The 13,998-nt window shown below is 34.7% G+C and carries 18 protein-coding genes; 4 read left to right on the top strand and 14 right to left on the bottom strand.

Going from position 1 to position 13,998, the window contains the following annotated elements; genetic code table 11:
* Positions 1 to 19 precede the first annotated feature (19 nt).
* From M947_RS13600 to M947_RS13585, 4 genes are read left to right on the top strand one after another with little or no spacing between them, the layout of a single operon-like run.
* On the top strand, positions 20 to 628 hold the full coding sequence (locus M947_RS13600) for a hypothetical protein (protein WP_021286582.1): 609 nt from the start codon (positions 20 to 22) through the stop codon (positions 626 to 628).
* Positions 625 to 1,284: a DTW domain-containing protein gene (locus tag M947_RS13595; RefSeq protein ID WP_031347795.1), complete on the top strand. Its 660-nt coding sequence runs from the start codon at positions 625 to 627 to the stop codon at positions 1,282 to 1,284. Before M947_RS13600 ends, M947_RS13595 begins: the two co-directional genes overlap by 4 nt.
* Complete coding sequence (locus tag M947_RS13590) at positions 1,285 to 2,427, top strand: FIST signal transduction protein (protein WP_021286580.1); 1,143 nt, start codon at positions 1,285 to 1,287, stop codon at positions 2,425 to 2,427.
* The gene (locus tag M947_RS13585; RefSeq protein ID WP_245541242.1) at positions 2,405 to 3,346 is read left to right on the top strand and encodes a sensor histidine kinase; all 942 of its coding nucleotides are present in this window, start codon (positions 2,405 to 2,407) and stop codon (positions 3,344 to 3,346) included. The genes M947_RS13590 and M947_RS13585 overlap by 23 nt, the downstream gene beginning before the upstream one ends.
* Here the strand turns inward: M947_RS13585 and M947_RS13580 are convergent.
* The 14 genes from M947_RS13580 to M947_RS13515 form a co-directional block, all read right to left on the bottom strand.
* Positions 3,343 to 3,732, bottom strand: a complete 390-nt coding sequence (locus M947_RS13580) for a DUF6858 family protein (RefSeq protein WP_021286578.1) — start codon at positions 3,730 to 3,732, stop codon at positions 3,343 to 3,345. The two genes, M947_RS13585 and M947_RS13580, sit on opposite strands and share 4 nt — an antisense overlap.
* A gap of 89 nt (positions 3,733 to 3,821) precedes the next feature.
* Positions 3,822 to 4,496, bottom strand: coding sequence for a YggS family pyridoxal phosphate-dependent enzyme (locus M947_RS13575; protein ID WP_021286577.1), 675 nt, complete (start codon positions 4,494 to 4,496; stop codon positions 3,822 to 3,824).
* 102 nt (positions 4,497 to 4,598) lie between these two features.
* The gene (rseP, locus tag M947_RS13570; protein WP_021286576.1) at positions 4,599 to 5,651 is read right to left on the bottom strand and encodes an RIP metalloprotease RseP; all 1,053 of its coding nucleotides are present in this window, start codon (positions 5,649 to 5,651) and stop codon (positions 4,599 to 4,601) included.
* The gene (pgsA, locus tag M947_RS13565) at positions 5,648 to 6,202 is read right to left on the bottom strand and encodes a CDP-diacylglycerol--glycerol-3-phosphate 3-phosphatidyltransferase (protein ID WP_021286575.1); all 555 of its coding nucleotides are present in this window, start codon (positions 6,200 to 6,202) and stop codon (positions 5,648 to 5,650) included. Before pgsA ends, rseP begins: the two co-directional genes overlap by 4 nt.
* A gap of 82 nt (positions 6,203 to 6,284) precedes the next feature.
* On the bottom strand, positions 6,285 to 7,190 hold the full coding sequence (locus M947_RS13560; RefSeq protein ID WP_021286574.1) for a protoglobin domain-containing protein: 906 nt from the start codon (positions 7,188 to 7,190) through the stop codon (positions 6,285 to 6,287).
* Between the two features lie 255 nt (positions 7,191 to 7,445).
* Positions 7,446 to 9,116, bottom strand: a complete 1,671-nt coding sequence (locus tag M947_RS13555; protein ID WP_021286573.1) for a GMC family oxidoreductase — start codon at positions 9,114 to 9,116, stop codon at positions 7,446 to 7,448.
* Positions 9,113 to 9,637, bottom strand: a complete 525-nt coding sequence (locus M947_RS13550; RefSeq protein WP_021286572.1) for a gluconate 2-dehydrogenase subunit 3 family protein — start codon at positions 9,635 to 9,637, stop codon at positions 9,113 to 9,115. The genes M947_RS13555 and M947_RS13550 overlap by 4 nt, the downstream gene beginning before the upstream one ends.
* Positions 9,638 to 9,685: 48 nt before the next feature.
* Positions 9,686 to 10,126, bottom strand: a complete 441-nt coding sequence (locus M947_RS13545) for an HvfX family Cu-binding RiPP maturation protein (protein WP_021286571.1) — start codon at positions 10,124 to 10,126, stop codon at positions 9,686 to 9,688.
* A 167-nt stretch (positions 10,127 to 10,293) separates the two neighbouring features.
* Positions 10,294 to 10,575 (bottom strand): hypothetical protein, encoded by a 282-nt coding sequence (locus M947_RS13540; RefSeq protein ID WP_021286570.1) that lies wholly within the window; start codon positions 10,573 to 10,575, stop codon positions 10,294 to 10,296.
* A gap of 229 nt (positions 10,576 to 10,804) precedes the next feature.
* Entirely contained in the window at positions 10,805 to 11,572 is a 768-nt protein-coding gene (locus M947_RS13535; protein ID WP_021286569.1) for an enoyl-ACP reductase, read from the bottom strand.
* Between the two features lie 90 nt (positions 11,573 to 11,662).
* Positions 11,663 to 12,556, bottom strand: coding sequence for a 4-hydroxy-tetrahydrodipicolinate synthase (dapA, locus tag M947_RS13530; protein WP_021286567.1), 894 nt, complete (start codon positions 12,554 to 12,556; stop codon positions 11,663 to 11,665).
* A gap of 137 nt (positions 12,557 to 12,693) precedes the next feature.
* Positions 12,694 to 13,158: a hypothetical protein gene (locus M947_RS13525; RefSeq protein ID WP_021286566.1), complete on the bottom strand. Its 465-nt coding sequence runs from the start codon at positions 13,156 to 13,158 to the stop codon at positions 12,694 to 12,696.
* The gene (locus tag M947_RS13520) at positions 13,148 to 13,564 is read right to left on the bottom strand and encodes a PaaI family thioesterase (RefSeq protein ID WP_021286565.1); all 417 of its coding nucleotides are present in this window, start codon (positions 13,562 to 13,564) and stop codon (positions 13,148 to 13,150) included. The genes M947_RS13525 and M947_RS13520 overlap by 11 nt, the downstream gene beginning before the upstream one ends.
* A gap of 11 nt (positions 13,565 to 13,575) precedes the next feature.
* Positions 13,576 to 13,998, bottom strand: a complete 423-nt coding sequence (locus tag M947_RS13515; RefSeq protein ID WP_021286564.1) for an ACT domain-containing protein — start codon at positions 13,996 to 13,998, stop codon at positions 13,576 to 13,578.

Below are 13,998 nucleotides of genomic sequence, written 5' to 3'. Positions count from 1 at the left end.
TAATTTTATAAGGTCAGTTATGAGAAGTTTTATTTTGAGTCTTTTTACTCTTTTTATATTTAATGGATGTTTTACTAGCTCTTTGAGTCTCAAAAACGAAAATGAACTCGTCCTAAAGCACGATGAAAGTGAGTTGATTTTGTCTAACGAAATTGTAAGTTCAGAGCTTTTAAACTTTAAAGACCTCTATGTAAGCAGATATAAACTTCAAGATAAAAATACTAGAACTCTTTTTTATGAAGTTGCCAATACCAATATGAATTTTGAGTTTAATTATGGTGGTTTATATACGGTGATGTATGTTTTTGATAACTCACAAAAATATGAGAGTGTTTGTGAAAAAAACAACCTTTATCTTGTTCAAATAAAACTAAAAGATGCTTCATACCTAAATGTCATTATCCAAGCTAGTGACTCTCAACTCTATACATTTACATATGGTTTTTCAAATGAAGAGTTTTTAAAAATAGCAAATGGACTTATAGAAGAGGAGAATTTAAAAATCAAAGAGCTAAAATACGATGCCATAACTTTTAACCCATCAGACTCGCCAGCTAGTAACTGGAGTGATGTAATAGTTTTTTTTACACCACTTATCACTCCATATAGAGCTTTAAATTCAAAGTGAGAGTATCTACCATCAATAGACAAAAATGCTACAAATGTTATCGACCTGCAAGCTCATGTATGTGTAGTGAAGTTCATAAAATAGGGACTAAAACAAAATTTGTTATACTTATGCATCCAAAAGAGTTTAAAAAAGTTAAAAATGGGACTGGGCATTTGACTCATCTATCTCTAGAAAACTCTGAGTTGTTTGTAGGTGTGGACTTTACAAAGCACAAAAGAGTAAATGAGATTATAGACTTATATGATAGTTATATCTTATATCCATCAAAAGATGCTATAAATATAAGTAAAAGTATTCCAGAGTCACAAAAAAAGATGGCGATATTTCTTATAGACTCTACATGGAGTTGCTCTCTTAAAATGTTAAGAGAGTCGAAAAATCTACAAACTTTAAAACAGATGAGCTTTGATGCTGTAAAATTATCTGAGTTTAAGATAAAACGACAACCATCAGAGCAGTGTTTATCTACTATAGAGTCTGTTTTATCTGTTTTAGAGTTACTAGCTAAGCATAATAAAGAGAAGATAAAAGCTAGTGACTTTGAAGAGTTTTTAAACCCTTTTAGAAAAATGATAAAATATCAACAAAAAATTATATCTAATCCTCTTAGCAATGCTGTGAGGTTTAAGAAAAGAAGAGAGAGGCTAGAGTAGATGCAGATAGAGACTTATCTTTTTGAAGATGGAGTGTGGAATAAAGAGATAGATGCCACTCTAGACTCAGCAAACACTCTGATTGTTATGTTTGGAAGCATAAATATTTTAAATGTTAAAGATGGTATTGATGATATTATACATAACTATCCAACTTCAACCATCGTAGGCACTTCAAGCTCTGGAGAGATATATGATAATGAGATTTTTCATGATTCACTTAGTGTGAGTGTTGTGAAGTTTTCTAAGAGTAGATTCAAAGTTGTAGTAAAAGAGATAAGTGAACAAAACTCTTTTGAAGTTGGCAAAGATATAGTAAACGAACTAAAAGATGACCATCTAAAGAGTATTTTTGTGCTTAGTAGTGTTGTAAATGTTAATGGCTCAGAACTCACAAAAGGACTCTCCTATAATGCTCCAAAGGAGTGTATTATAACTGGAGGCTTGGCTGGAGATGGAGTTGACTTTAACAAGATTTGGATCTTGTTAGGCTCAAAACTTATGAAAAGACAGATAGTGGCAATTGGGTTGTACGGTACCTCTTTACGGGTCGGATCTGGCTGTAGATGCGGATGGTCAAGATTTGGATTAGATAGAAGAGTGACTTCATCACACCAAAATATTCTCTACTCTCTAGATAACAAACCAGCACTTGAACTTTACAAAAGATACTTAGGTCCTTACGCAGATAAACTACCAGCATCAGGACTCTATTTTCCTCTGATGCTACTAGAAGAGGGAAATGATAAACCAATACTTAGAGCCATAAAAGCCATAGATGAAGAGAATAACTCCATAACTCTAGCTGGCAGTATCCCACAAGGAAGCATAGTAACTTTTGCAAAAGCTAACTTAGATGAACTCATAGATGGCGCACAAGAAGCTGCTGAGTCTCTGATGGTAAGCTACGATAAAAGCCAAAAAGCTTTGTGTATAGCTATCAACTGTGTGGCTAGAAAGATAGTGTTAAAGCAAGAAGCAGAAGATGAGATAGAGATAGTGCGAGATATTTTAGGAGAGAATGTCTCACTTGTAGGGTTTTACTCTTATGGAGAGATATCCAATATCTCAGAAGGTGGTTGTGACTTTCATAACCAGTCTATGACATTGATGTTACTGTATGAAGAAGATAATCATGTGTGAAGATAAATTACTAAGCAGACAGCTTAAAAAAGCTGGTATAAGCTCTTTTGAATCACTAGATAAAGAGAAGTTTGAAAATCTCTTAAAGTATATAGAACAATCATACAAAGATCACAATGACACTCGTCGCATTATAGAACGTTCACTCGATATAGCATCACAAGAGATGAGAGAAGCTGTTGATGATTTAGAAAAAGCACATAAAGAAGTTGATAAAAAAAATAAACTTATGTTTCAGCAGTCTCGTTTGGCTCAAATGGGAGAGATGATAAGTATGATAGCTCATCAGTGGAGGCAACCATTAAACATGATAAGTGTGACAACTGCATCTATAGAGTTTGATCTTTTATTTGGAAAGATTGATAAAGACAAGTTAATAAAAGATACAAATAAAATAGCAGGTTATTCACAACATTTAAGTGATACTATAGATGACTTTAGAAACTTTTTCAGACCAAATAAAGAGATGCAAAAAACTAATTTTTGTGATGAAGTAAAAGTAGTTCTTAGTATCATAGGCGAATCAATTTTAGCAAAAAATATAAAAATCATTAAAGAGTTAAACTGTAGAAGTGAGTTTAATACCTACTCAAACGAGCTAAAGCATGTCATAATCAACTTACTAAAAAATGCAGAAGATGTCTTAGTTGAAAAAAACATAAAAGATGCATATATAAAAATAAAAACATATAAAAATAAGAACAAAAGAGTTTTAGAAATAAGTGATAATGGTGGCGGAATAGCAAAAGAAAATCTAGAAAATATCTTTGATCCATATTTTTCTACAAAGATGAAAAGAAGTGGAACAGGGCTAGGTCTTTACATGAGCAAAATAATTATAGAAGAGCATTGTGGTGGCGAACTGCAAGTTAGTAACGGTGAACACGGAGCAGTTTTTAAAATAGTGTTCCCATACTAGCTGTTTTTTAACTTCATAACCCACTCAAGCATCACTTCTTGGAGTTTAGGATTTGGAGCTTCCATAAACTCTATGCTAAAACTATCTCTAAACTCTACTATACCAATACTTCTAGGTCTAACTGCCAATATTTTAGAGTTTGGAATAGCTGCGCCAAAGCAAAAAACAACATTTTTAGCATTAAGAATATTTTTATCTATCTCTCCGCCTAAGTTTTTTGTATGTTTAAAGTGGTCAAAAACAGCGATATTTGTAGCTATAGGGTGTTGCTCAATCATTTGTATAAAATACTTTACAATCTCATCAACACTCTTCTCTTTTATCTCACTCTTATTTAAACTTAGTGAGTAAATTGGGTATTTATCCAGAAGCAGAGTTTTTGTCATTTTTAACCTTTTAAATAATATAAATTTATGATAATAATTATAATAAAAGCTTCATTAAAATGTAGTGAAAATATAAAAAAGGCTGTATGTTACTTGTTAAACATGATAGAACCAAGTCTTATCATATTTGAGCCACACTCTATTGCTAGCTCAAAATCTCCACTCATTCCCATGGAACATATGCTAGCACCATCTAGTGATTTGTAAATATCAAATGTAGTCTCAAAACTTTTCTTTATGATATTTTTGTCTTGACTATGTGCACCAATACTCATAACACCCTTTAGGTTTATGTTTGGACACTCTTTTTTTATTTTTTCATAAGCTTCTACTGCAACTTCTGGCATAAAACCGTGTTTTGAGTCCTCTTTAGCTGAGTTTATCTGCATAAGTGCATCTAAGGTCATCTCTTTTGCTTTGAGTTTTTTTTGAAGCTCATAAGCTAATTCTATGCTATCAAGCGAGTGAAAGAGAGTAGGATTAATATCAAGTAAGTTATTTATCTTGTTTTTTTGCAGATTTCCCACAAAGTGCCACTCTAAAGGCAACTCTTCAAGTTCATTAGCCTTTGCTTTTAAGTCTTGAACTTTGTTCTCACCAAAAGCTCTCTGTCCGATAGCGTAAAGTTTCTCTATTTCAGCAGATGTAGAGTACTTACTAATAGCTATGATTTTAACTATATGGTAGTCACTAACTCTAAGCCTAGCACTTTCAACTCTTCTAAGCACATCATCTATATATATTTTATACTCTTCTTGTGTCATCTATATCCTCTTACAATAAAACTTCAATTTATTTTTAAATATTTTGCAAATATGATTTTATCGAAAAAAGGATATATTTTTATAGCTTTGTGCTAAGATTTATCAACCCATCAATCTATTTATATCATTATAAAGACCTAACCCCATAAGCGAAAAGAGTACTACCCAGCCCGCTATAGTTAGTTTTATAAGAACGGCTTTACTCGCTTCTCTTTTAAAAAGTAACTCATAAAGATTAAACATAATGTGTCCACCATCAAGGGCAGGGATTGGGAGGAGGTTTAAAACTCCTAAGTTTACAGAGATAAGTGCTGCAAAAAAGAGTACACTCATCCAGCCTGCATCTGTTGCATCTGAGGTTAGTTTTACTATGCTTATCACACCGCCGAGCTCCTTAGCTGGAACTTCTCCAACTATAAGCTTTTTAAGTCCTGTAAAGATAACAGTAGAGGCAAAGATGGTTTGCTCGGTTGCATAGCTAAGTGTTTGTGCAGCAGAGAGTTCAAGTTTGTGTGAGACTCCTGCACTTCCTATGCCTATCATCTTTTTTTGTACTACTTCATTGAACATGTTTGTAGTCTCTTTTATGTTAGGTGTTAGAGTTTTAGACTCTATAAAGCCATCTCTTATAATCTCAACATTTAAAGAGCCCTCTGATCTCTCTATGATGCCAGCCATCTCTTTCCATGTGTTTATTTTTACGCCATCAATACTTTTAATGGTGTCATTTGTCTTTAGTCCAGCAAGTTCGGCAGGAGAGTCTTTTACAACTTCGCCGATAACAGGCGAGAGAATATTTGGACCTCCTAGTGCTATGAAAAAGTAGAGTATAAAGGCTAAAACAAAGTTTGCAAGAGGACCAGCTAGAAGGATAAAAATCTTTTGAGATGGAGTCTTTACATTGTAACTATCTGCGTCATAACTTTTTTTACTAGGATCAGTGTCGTCTTGACCTTTCATGCGGACATATCCGCCAAGAGGAATAGCTGAGATACTCCACTCAGTCTGCCACTTTTTAAATGTAAGCATTCTCTTACCAAAGCCAATGCTAAAGACTTCAACAGAGACACCCATCAGCCTCGCTGCCCCATAGTGACCGAGTTCATGAAAAAATATAAGTGCTGAGAGAACTAAAAGGGATACTAAGATACTCATGATATTTCACCTCCTAAGAGTGCTTTTCTAAAACCCCAAAGATATTCTAATCCTGAGTAGAGTGTAAGCGCTACTGCAATCCACAGCAGTGTATCTCCAAATGGCCAGTGCATTAGTAGAAATCCTATGGCTATCATCTGTGCTACAGTTTTTACTTTGCCAGCCCATGAAGCTTTAACATCGACTCCCTCACTAACTGCAACAGTTCTGATACCAGTGATAAAAAGCTCACGAACTATGATGATGTAAATAGCCCATGCAGATGCTTCGCCTATCATCATAAGTCCCAAAAATGCAGCAAGGGTAAGCATCTTGTCAGCTAGTGGATCTAAGATACCACCAAGCATTGTCATCTGGTCCCACTCACGAGCGATATAGCCATCAAAAAAGTCAGTAGCAGATGCTAAAACAAACAATAGAGATGCAAAGTAGTAGTTCCATGATATATGAAAACCGTTGTCTGTAAAAATATCAGGATTTAAAATAACCCAAAACATCAAAGGAGCTAAAAGAATCCTAAGAGAGGCAAGGGCGTTGGGAAGATTTAACAAAAAAAGTCCTTAAAAATATAGTAATGAGATTTTAACTTTTTTTTGCTAAATAAATGCTCAAAATAATTTTTCAAGTTATTTTTTAAATTATTGTAGTCCTTTTTTTAGCTCCTACAAGCCAGTATGCTATAGCTAAACCAACTATAACAACGCCTATAGTCAAAAGTTCATTAGATTTCTCAGATGATAGCGAGTAGATTAAAACTTTTCTAATAAGTGCCGCCATAGCAAGCATAATAAACGCTCCAATAGCAAAACCTTTTCCTTGGAGATGATTTATCTCTTCATGTATAAGCTCGATTGCTGCCCAAAGGACAAGCAAACTTCCCAAAATTGTCAATATCCCTTTCTCTATTCCAATATCTGAGAAAAACAGGAGATAGATATCGTAAGCAAAAAGTCCAATAGCAAAAAAAGCAACTAGGGCTAAAGCCCCTGCTAAAAAAAAATTTACATATGAGTTGAAGTTTTTAAGTCCTGAGAGGATTGTTTTTTCAAACTTTGAGAGAGATAAAAACTTACTAAGTTCACCGTCTCTATAAGAACTTGTAAGCACATCAAGATTCATATCTAAAATCTTCTCAACCGCTTTTATCTCGCTTATATGAAGCTTTTTGTTCTCAAAGTTCTCTTCAATATTTTGAAGTATAAAAGTTCTAACAAAGGTAAAAGCTGAGTTTACATAGTGAGTTGGAAGACCTATTCTGACATGAATCTCTCCGATGCTGTAGATATACATAAAGTAAGTCATTTCATATTTGCCACAAAAGAGATTTACAAACCACTCTTTTATTTTTTTACGATGATTTGCGATAATCTCTTTGTTTTTTAAAAACTGTGCAGTCTTTCCAAAGCCCCAAATATAATCGTAAAATCCATCTATAAACTCTTCTGCTAAAAGTTCCATTCTAGGTTGCAATTGCTTTAAAAGATTAGCTTCTTCCTCAGTAAATCTATAGTGTGCCTTTAAGTCTATATAATCTTGCATATAGCTGTCCTTTAGTGGTTAGTTTTTCTATCTAGACTCTTTTAAAATGTTAATAGTAATTATAGCAAAGTCAAGTTTTAATATAGATGCTAAATTAGTACTGCTTTTATCTTCTTAATTACACTGTCTTTTTGCATAACTATAAACTAGATTCCGTGTCAAGCACGGAATGACGGAACAAGTGTCATCCTGAACTCTAAAGAAACATTTTTGCATAGCAAAAAGCGATTTTCTTGTTTTGATTTGGGATCTAACTTAATAATTGTTCAGAGCATCCAATCTGCTTACTAGATGCTTGGCAACTCTAAAAGAGTTAGCATAAATCGTCCAAGTGTATGGAACGCTTCCTCCTGTTGGCATAAAGCTTGCATCTGTTACATATAGATTTTTAAGCTCATGAGCTTTGCAGTTTACATCTAGCACCGATGCTTTTGCATATTTTCCAAAACGGCATCCGCCTGCTACTAAATTTGGTGGTGGTGAAGAGGAGATGCTCATAGATACATCGCTCGCACCCATCTTTTGTAAAACTTTTATAGCTTTGTTTGCAAGATATGTTCCCACTTTTATATCATGCGGATGTCCATAAAGGTTTATCACACCTACTGGCATATCAAACTTGTCTTTGAGTTTATCATCCACACTAACAAAGCAATAATTACTTGGAAGCCAGTCATTAAAGACTTCAAATGTTAAAACTCTTGAATTTGTGAGCCTTTTGTGTATTTTATCGCTTAGTTTTTCTCCCCAGATAAGCTCACCATTATCATTATAAAATTCTCTTGTTGCACGAGATATAATATTTGCGTGTTCAAACAAAAAGTCAATAGTTCCACCCTTATATTTTTTTCCATTTTCATCATATTCGTACCAATCTTGTAAAGAGCGATTGAAAAACAAACCTACTTGCATCAGCTCTTTTTGCTGTTTTTGCGAAAGTGTTTCAAAGTTAAAACGGCCACTGCCAACCCCACCCGCTGAAAAAATGAGATTTTTGCCTACTTGTCCACTATTGTTTGCTAAACCATTTGGGAAAAACTTGTTTTTTGAATTTAGTAGTAGGCGAGAACTCTCTATCGCCTGAGCAGCCACAACAAAAATCTTAGCCTCTACAATATGAGAGACTCTGTTTTTGTCATAATAGTGAGCCTTAGTCACTTTTTTATCATCACTCTCTAGTTTGTATACAAAGGCTTCAGTGATTATTGTCGCACTACATTTTTGTAAAAGTGCCGCTCTTGCACTCCCTTTTGCACCAGTTGCACAACCATAACTTCCACAAAAGTTTGAGTAGGAACAGCCTTGTCTACCCTGTGCATTTAAAGGTAAAATTGCCCTTGGAGTTGGGATACTTTCATAAGATAAACTCTTACACGCATCATCAAACCATTGTGTAGCACTATTAACTGCTAGAGCGGGGTAAGGGAAGTTTGGAGTAGAACGAGGCTCTAAAAATTTATGTTTTACTATTTTGCCTGAGACTCCAACAATCTTTTCTACTTTTGTATAGTAAGGTTCCAAATCTTCATAACTTATAGGCCAGTCAACAACATTCGCTCCATCAATCTCTCCGTAAACAGATTTTAGTTTAAAATCGTTTGGCTTCATCCTATGAAAATAACCACTCATTAGATTAGAGGAGCCTCCAACCATAGAGCCGTTCCAGAAGTTCCAATTGTACTTGCTTCCTTCGTAACGCACTATGGAGTCATCAGCATCTCTCTCATTTATGACATGTTGTTCTTCTTTTAGAGAAGGAGTAAAGATATCTCTTCTGCAAACAGCTAACTCATCTTTGTTGAAATCTTCTTCTTTGTAATCTTTTCCTTTTTCTAAAACTACAACATTAAAACCCGCATTTGAGAGTTCATAGGCTATAGGAGCACCTCCTGCACCGCTTCCTATTATGCAAACATCATAAGTCATAGATATGGTTCTTTTGGCTGAGGAAGTCCTGGGATATGTTCTAGCCACTTCCAACCGGCACCATTTTTATTTGCTCCATAGATAGGATCGCTAAGGGTAGCTTCCATTATATAACTAAGCATAGTATATATCCAGTTATCTCCCCATCTCTGTTTTGAAATAATCTGGAGTACATTTTGTCGCTGAGATGGAGAGAGTTTTATATAAGGATGTTTGTAGTGAAAAACAGCTTCTTCATTGAGCCACTGCACGCCATTTTTTAAGAACTCTTTCTCATCATCTGTTACACGGCTGTGATGTAAGATGAGTGATAAATAAGAAGAACCATTAATACCCAACTTTTTTATACTTGGAGAGAGGTCTTCTTGAACTAAGGAGATAGTCTCCAAAGTGGAGACTGCACCAAAGAGTTCACTCTTAGGCATAATGATTAGAGCAGTTGTAAAAAAACTACTCTTTAAAAAAGATCTACGAGTTTTTAAAGATATGGATGAATATACATTACCTAAATAAAGACTCAAGAAATGACTCCTCTCATAAACAGAACATCATTTGATGGAAATTTTATACTAATTTTTTTCACCAAAAATCAATCTATCTATACTAAACTTTCCTGCTCCATTTGTTACAAATATAAAGAGAAATAACATATAGTAAAGAGGGATTTCAAAACCATTATCTCCAGCTGAAAAACCATTTGGTAGATGTACAGTTATAATTGCCACAACCATAACAACAATAAGAGGTATAGATATAAGGCGAGTAAATAGTCCCAATGTAAGTAAAACTACACCCAACGCTTCCGTACTTGCTGCCATATAAGCGTTAAGAGTTGGAAAAGGGATGCCTAGTGAACCAAACCACTCAGAAACAGAGCCGATATCTTTCCATTTGCTCATTGCTGGACCATAAAAGCCGTACGCTATTGCTAATCTGGCAAATAATAAAGAGAGTGGTTTACCATACTCACTTAAACGAGAAAATTCCATATACATTTGTTTGAATTTCATGACAGACTCCTTAGGTTAATTTGTATTATAACAAATATAAATATATTTGTATGTAATCCATGTTACAGACCAACTTACTATACCAGTTTAAAACCAAATTTGAGTGTTTTCGTCTTCAAAAATAAATGAGTTTACTTCATAAATACTTTTTTAACAACGGCTAGTGGCTAGTTATTTCCACCACATTTTCCTTTTCTTTTTGCCTCTCTTTTTTTGGCACCGCATTTTCCTGCTTCCTTTGCCTCTCTTTTTTTGGCACCACATTTTCCCGCTCTTTTTGTAGTTTTTTTCTCAGTGCCACATTTTCCAGCAGCCTCAACGGGCTTTTTCATAGAACTCCCACATTTGCCAGCACCACACCTCATACCCTCTGCACTTGCAGATGTTACTCCAAATCCCATAAAAAGAGCCACACCAAGTAAAAGTGCTGTTAGATTTAATTTTTTCATTTGACATCCTTATGTTTTAGACTAGAACAATTGTAGCATAAGAAACAAAAAAATCATGTTATATATATTATATTTTATGTATAAGGATTAAAAGGTGATAAGTAAGGTTTGATTTATGACTATATTGAGATATCAGTTCTTTATCATAAATATTTTATATCTAATTACACAGACAAATCTAAAAATATTATTTTAACTTAAGCATCTCTACATAATGTAGAGAGCTTGTTTACTGAAAAGAAGTTCCGCCATCTATGACTATGGTTTGACCTGTTAACCATGAAGAGCTATTTTCACATAGGAAAATACAAGCTCCTGTTAGGTCGGTTGCGTCTCCCATGCGATTGAGTGGTGAGCGTTTTACTACTTCGGCTTTTACTTCCTCATAGTTTGGAAATGCTTTTAGTGCATCAGTGTCGATTGGACCACCGCTTACTGCATTGACACGGATATTTTTCTCGCCAAGTTCAGCTGCTGCGTACTTAACCATAGTCTCAACTGCCGCCTTGTTTGTTCCATGACCTGCGTAGTTTGGAGAGTAGACTAAATTACCAGTGGAGCTCATGCTTATGATGCTACCACCGCCAACTTTCTCCATTCTCTTTACTGCCTCTTGTGCACCAACTACAAAGGCTTCAACAGTAGCTGTGTAAATATTGCTAAGACCTTTTGGTTTGAGTCTCATAAATGGAGCAAAACCACCAACTACAGCACGACCAGAGATGATGGCGTTTGAGATAAAGTAGTCAAGCCTATCGAAGTCTTCGTCAAACTCTTTATATGCATCTTTGTAAGTAAGAGGTTCTAAGATATTTAGCTTGTAAGCACGAGCTTTTATATTATAGTTACTTTCAAGATCTGCAACAATCTCATTTGCAACCTCACTGCTAGATGCGTAAGTAAAAGCGACATCACAACCTTTTGCAGCAAAAGCATAAACTATAGCTTTACCTATACCACGAGTCCCACCACTTATAAAAAGAGTTTTCCCCTTCATTATGCCATTCTCCTTTTTGCAGAAGTGAATTGTGCAAAAATTCCTCTAACTAAAGCTTTGCCGTCGGCAAGAGATATATTTTTATGCATCTTAAAGTCCTTTGATATCATAGTTTTTCATAACTTTTTCTATCTTTTTCATATTCTCTAAACTAGGTGGAACTAGTGGAAGTCTAAACTCTAGGGTCTCTATAAGTCCAGCTATATACATTGAAGCTTTTATAGGTACTGGATTTGATTCGCAAAACATAACTTTGTTTAGAGGATATAGTTTTTCATTTATCTCCCTTGCACCTGCAAAATCACCACTTAGTGCTAAGCTTACTAGCTCACTCTTTAAGTCTGGCATTAAGTTTGATGTAACAGAAGTTATGCCAGCTCCACCACTTGCGAGGATTGGATAGTCTATAGCATCATCGCCAGAAAATACTTTAAGTTCAGGACAACGAGATAGAAGTTCAACCGTTCTCTCTAGGCTTCCACTTGCTTCTTTTACACCATATATATTTTTACACTCATTAAAAAGACGAATAGTTGTGTCTGCATCTACATCAACACTAGTTCTTCCAGGTACATTGTAGAGCATAAAAGGTACATCACTTACACTATCAGCTATTGCTTTGTAGTGCTGAAAAAGTCCCTCTTGAGATGGTTTGTTATAGTATGGGCTTACTGAGAAGATAGCATCAACACCACAGTCTCTTGCTCGCTGTGCAGTCTTGATAGCTTCAGCAGTAGAGTTACTTCCTGCACCGGCTAGAACTCTAGTCTTAGTACCTTTACAGACTTCAACTGCGATTTCCATACATCTTATATCTTCTTCATAAGTAAGAGTTGCACTCTCTCCTGTAGTTCCTACAGGACAAACTGCATCCATCCCATTGTTGATTTGTCTTTTTATAAGTGCCGCATATGTTTGCTCATCAAGTTTTCCATCTTTAAATGGAGTTATTAACGCCGTTGAAGAACCAGTTACTATATTCATTGATTGACCTTTAGTATAAAATCTTGCGATGTTTTAAGTTTTATCTATAAAATTTAGTCCAAGCAAGAAATTTTTTTATCTATGTAATAATGTAAAACTATATCAAAAAAGTACTAAAAAATAGGTAAAAAGCTACTTTACTTCTCTTTTGGTCTGCTTAGATACTCTTTAAAGTATAGCTCTATCTTCTCTTTAGAGAAGGATTTTTCTTTATCTCTTATGCGATAGACTCTTTTGTAAAAGATATACTTTTCTATGATGTTCATAGTGTGAAACTTATCATAGATGCCAAGTAAAAAGTCACTTTTTATGGAGAGATTTTTAGCTTCAAGTGTGATAAAAATCTTATGCAACGAGTCTATCTGCTCTATAGTGTGTGGGTTTATATCGGAGTTGATAATATAATGAATCTCTTCAACGCTAAAGTTCTTGCTGATGGACTTTGCATAGTACTCAAGAAGTACATTTATCTCTTTGTTTCGCTCTTTGTTATAATCAGCGTGTTTTAGATAAGCATAGAGCTTTGGTTTGCTCTTTTGCCAGTTGTAAAGTGTGTTGATTTGAACTTCAAATCTATCGCTTATTTCTCTGTTATTTAGCACTATTAAGAACCTTTTGTTCATCTAAAATATGATATGTTCCTGTTGCATAAGCTATTAGTGTATCTTTTGAAAATATCTCAATAGTAGTAAAAACAGTTCTTTTTGACTGGTTTATAACTCTAGCCTCCGCCTTTAAAACTTCATCTCTAGCAGGTTTTAAGTAGTTTATCTTTATCTCAATTGTTACAGCACTAAGACCTTCTTTAAGCACAGAAACAGCAGCGTACCAACCACAGTGATCAGCTAGCGTGGCAATAGCTCCACCATGAACTACGCCAAAGTGTTGTTTGTGATGGGGCAAAACATCAAAGCCCAGTTCTGCATAGCCGTCACCTAGGTCTAAAACTTCTCCACCTATAAACTTTAAAAAACCTATATCATTTTTATCTATATCTTGAACTCTCATATTTACCTTTTTTAAATCTCACTAAGAAGATGGATACCCTCTCTCTCAAGCGATTTTATAGCACTTTCTAACTCAGGATCCGCTACTTTAAATACAAAAGCGCCAATTTGTGCGTTTGTGAGAGTATAAGTGTACTCTATATTTATGTTTTGTTTTGCAAGAGCTTTTATAACAGAGTTAAAACTTCCAACATGGTCACTAATCTCTACAGCAAAAACATCTGTAAACTTAGAAGAAAAACCATTTTTCTCTAAAATATCTTTTGCTCTTTGGCTATCATTAACTATGAGTCTAAGTATGCCAAAGTCACTTGCATCTGAGAGATTTATGGACTCTATGGAGATATGTTTTGATGCTAAAAGCGTAGTTATATCACTCAGTTCACCTTTTTTGTTCTCAACAAATATAGACAACTGTTTTATAGCTTTTGACAT

It is taken from the genome of Sulfurimonas hongkongensis, assembly GCF_000445475.1.
In the GTDB taxonomy this organism is placed as follows: Bacteria; Campylobacterota; Campylobacteria; order Campylobacterales; family Sulfurimonadaceae; genus Sulfurimonas; species Sulfurimonas hongkongensis.
This window is presented reverse-complemented; position numbering and strand designations above follow the sequence as displayed.

Coding starts and splice junctions, on each gene's coding strand:
- M947_RS13600 (WP_021286582.1), top strand. CDS start 20: ATGAGAAGTTTTATTTTGAGTCTTTTTACTCTTTTTATATTTAATGGA.
- M947_RS13590 (WP_021286580.1), top strand. CDS start 1,285: ATGCAGATAGAGACTTATCTTTTTGAAGATGGAGTGTGGAATAAAGAG.
- M947_RS13585 (WP_245541242.1), top strand. CDS start 2,405: ATGAAGAAGATAATCATGTGTGAAGATAAATTACTAAGCAGACAGCTT.
- M947_RS13580 (WP_021286578.1), bottom strand. CDS start 3,732: ATGACAAAAACTCTGCTTCTGGATAAATACCCAATTTACTCACTAAGT.
- M947_RS13575 (WP_021286577.1), bottom strand. CDS start 4,496: ATGACACAAGAAGAGTATAAAATATATATAGATGATGTGCTTAGAAGA.
- rseP (WP_021286576.1), bottom strand. CDS start 5,651: ATGAGTATCTTAGTATCCCTTTTAGTTCTCTCAGCACTTATATTTTTT.
- M947_RS13560 (WP_021286574.1), bottom strand. CDS start 7,190: ATGCAAGATTATATAGACTTAAAGGCACACTATAGATTTACTGAGGAA.
- M947_RS13555 (WP_021286573.1), bottom strand. CDS start 9,116: ATGACTTATGATGTTTGCATAATAGGAAGCGGTGCAGGAGGTGCTCCT.
- M947_RS13545 (WP_021286571.1), bottom strand. CDS start 10,126: ATGAAATTCAAACAAATGTATATGGAATTTTCTCGTTTAAGTGAGTAT.
- M947_RS13540 (WP_021286570.1), bottom strand. CDS start 10,575: ATGAAAAAATTAAATCTAACAGCACTTTTACTTGGTGTGGCTCTTTTT.
- M947_RS13535 (WP_021286569.1), bottom strand. CDS start 11,572: ATGAAGGGGAAAACTCTTTTTATAAGTGGTGGGACTCGTGGTATAGGT.
- dapA (WP_021286567.1), bottom strand. CDS start 12,556: ATGAATATAGTAACTGGTTCTTCAACGGCGTTAATAACTCCATTTAAA.
- M947_RS13520 (WP_021286565.1), bottom strand. CDS start 13,564: ATGAGAGTTCAAGATATAGATAAAAATGATATAGGTTTTTTAAAGTTT.
- M947_RS13515 (WP_021286564.1), bottom strand. CDS start 13,998: ATGTCAAAAGCTATAAAACAGTTGTCTATATTTGTTGAGAACAAAAAA.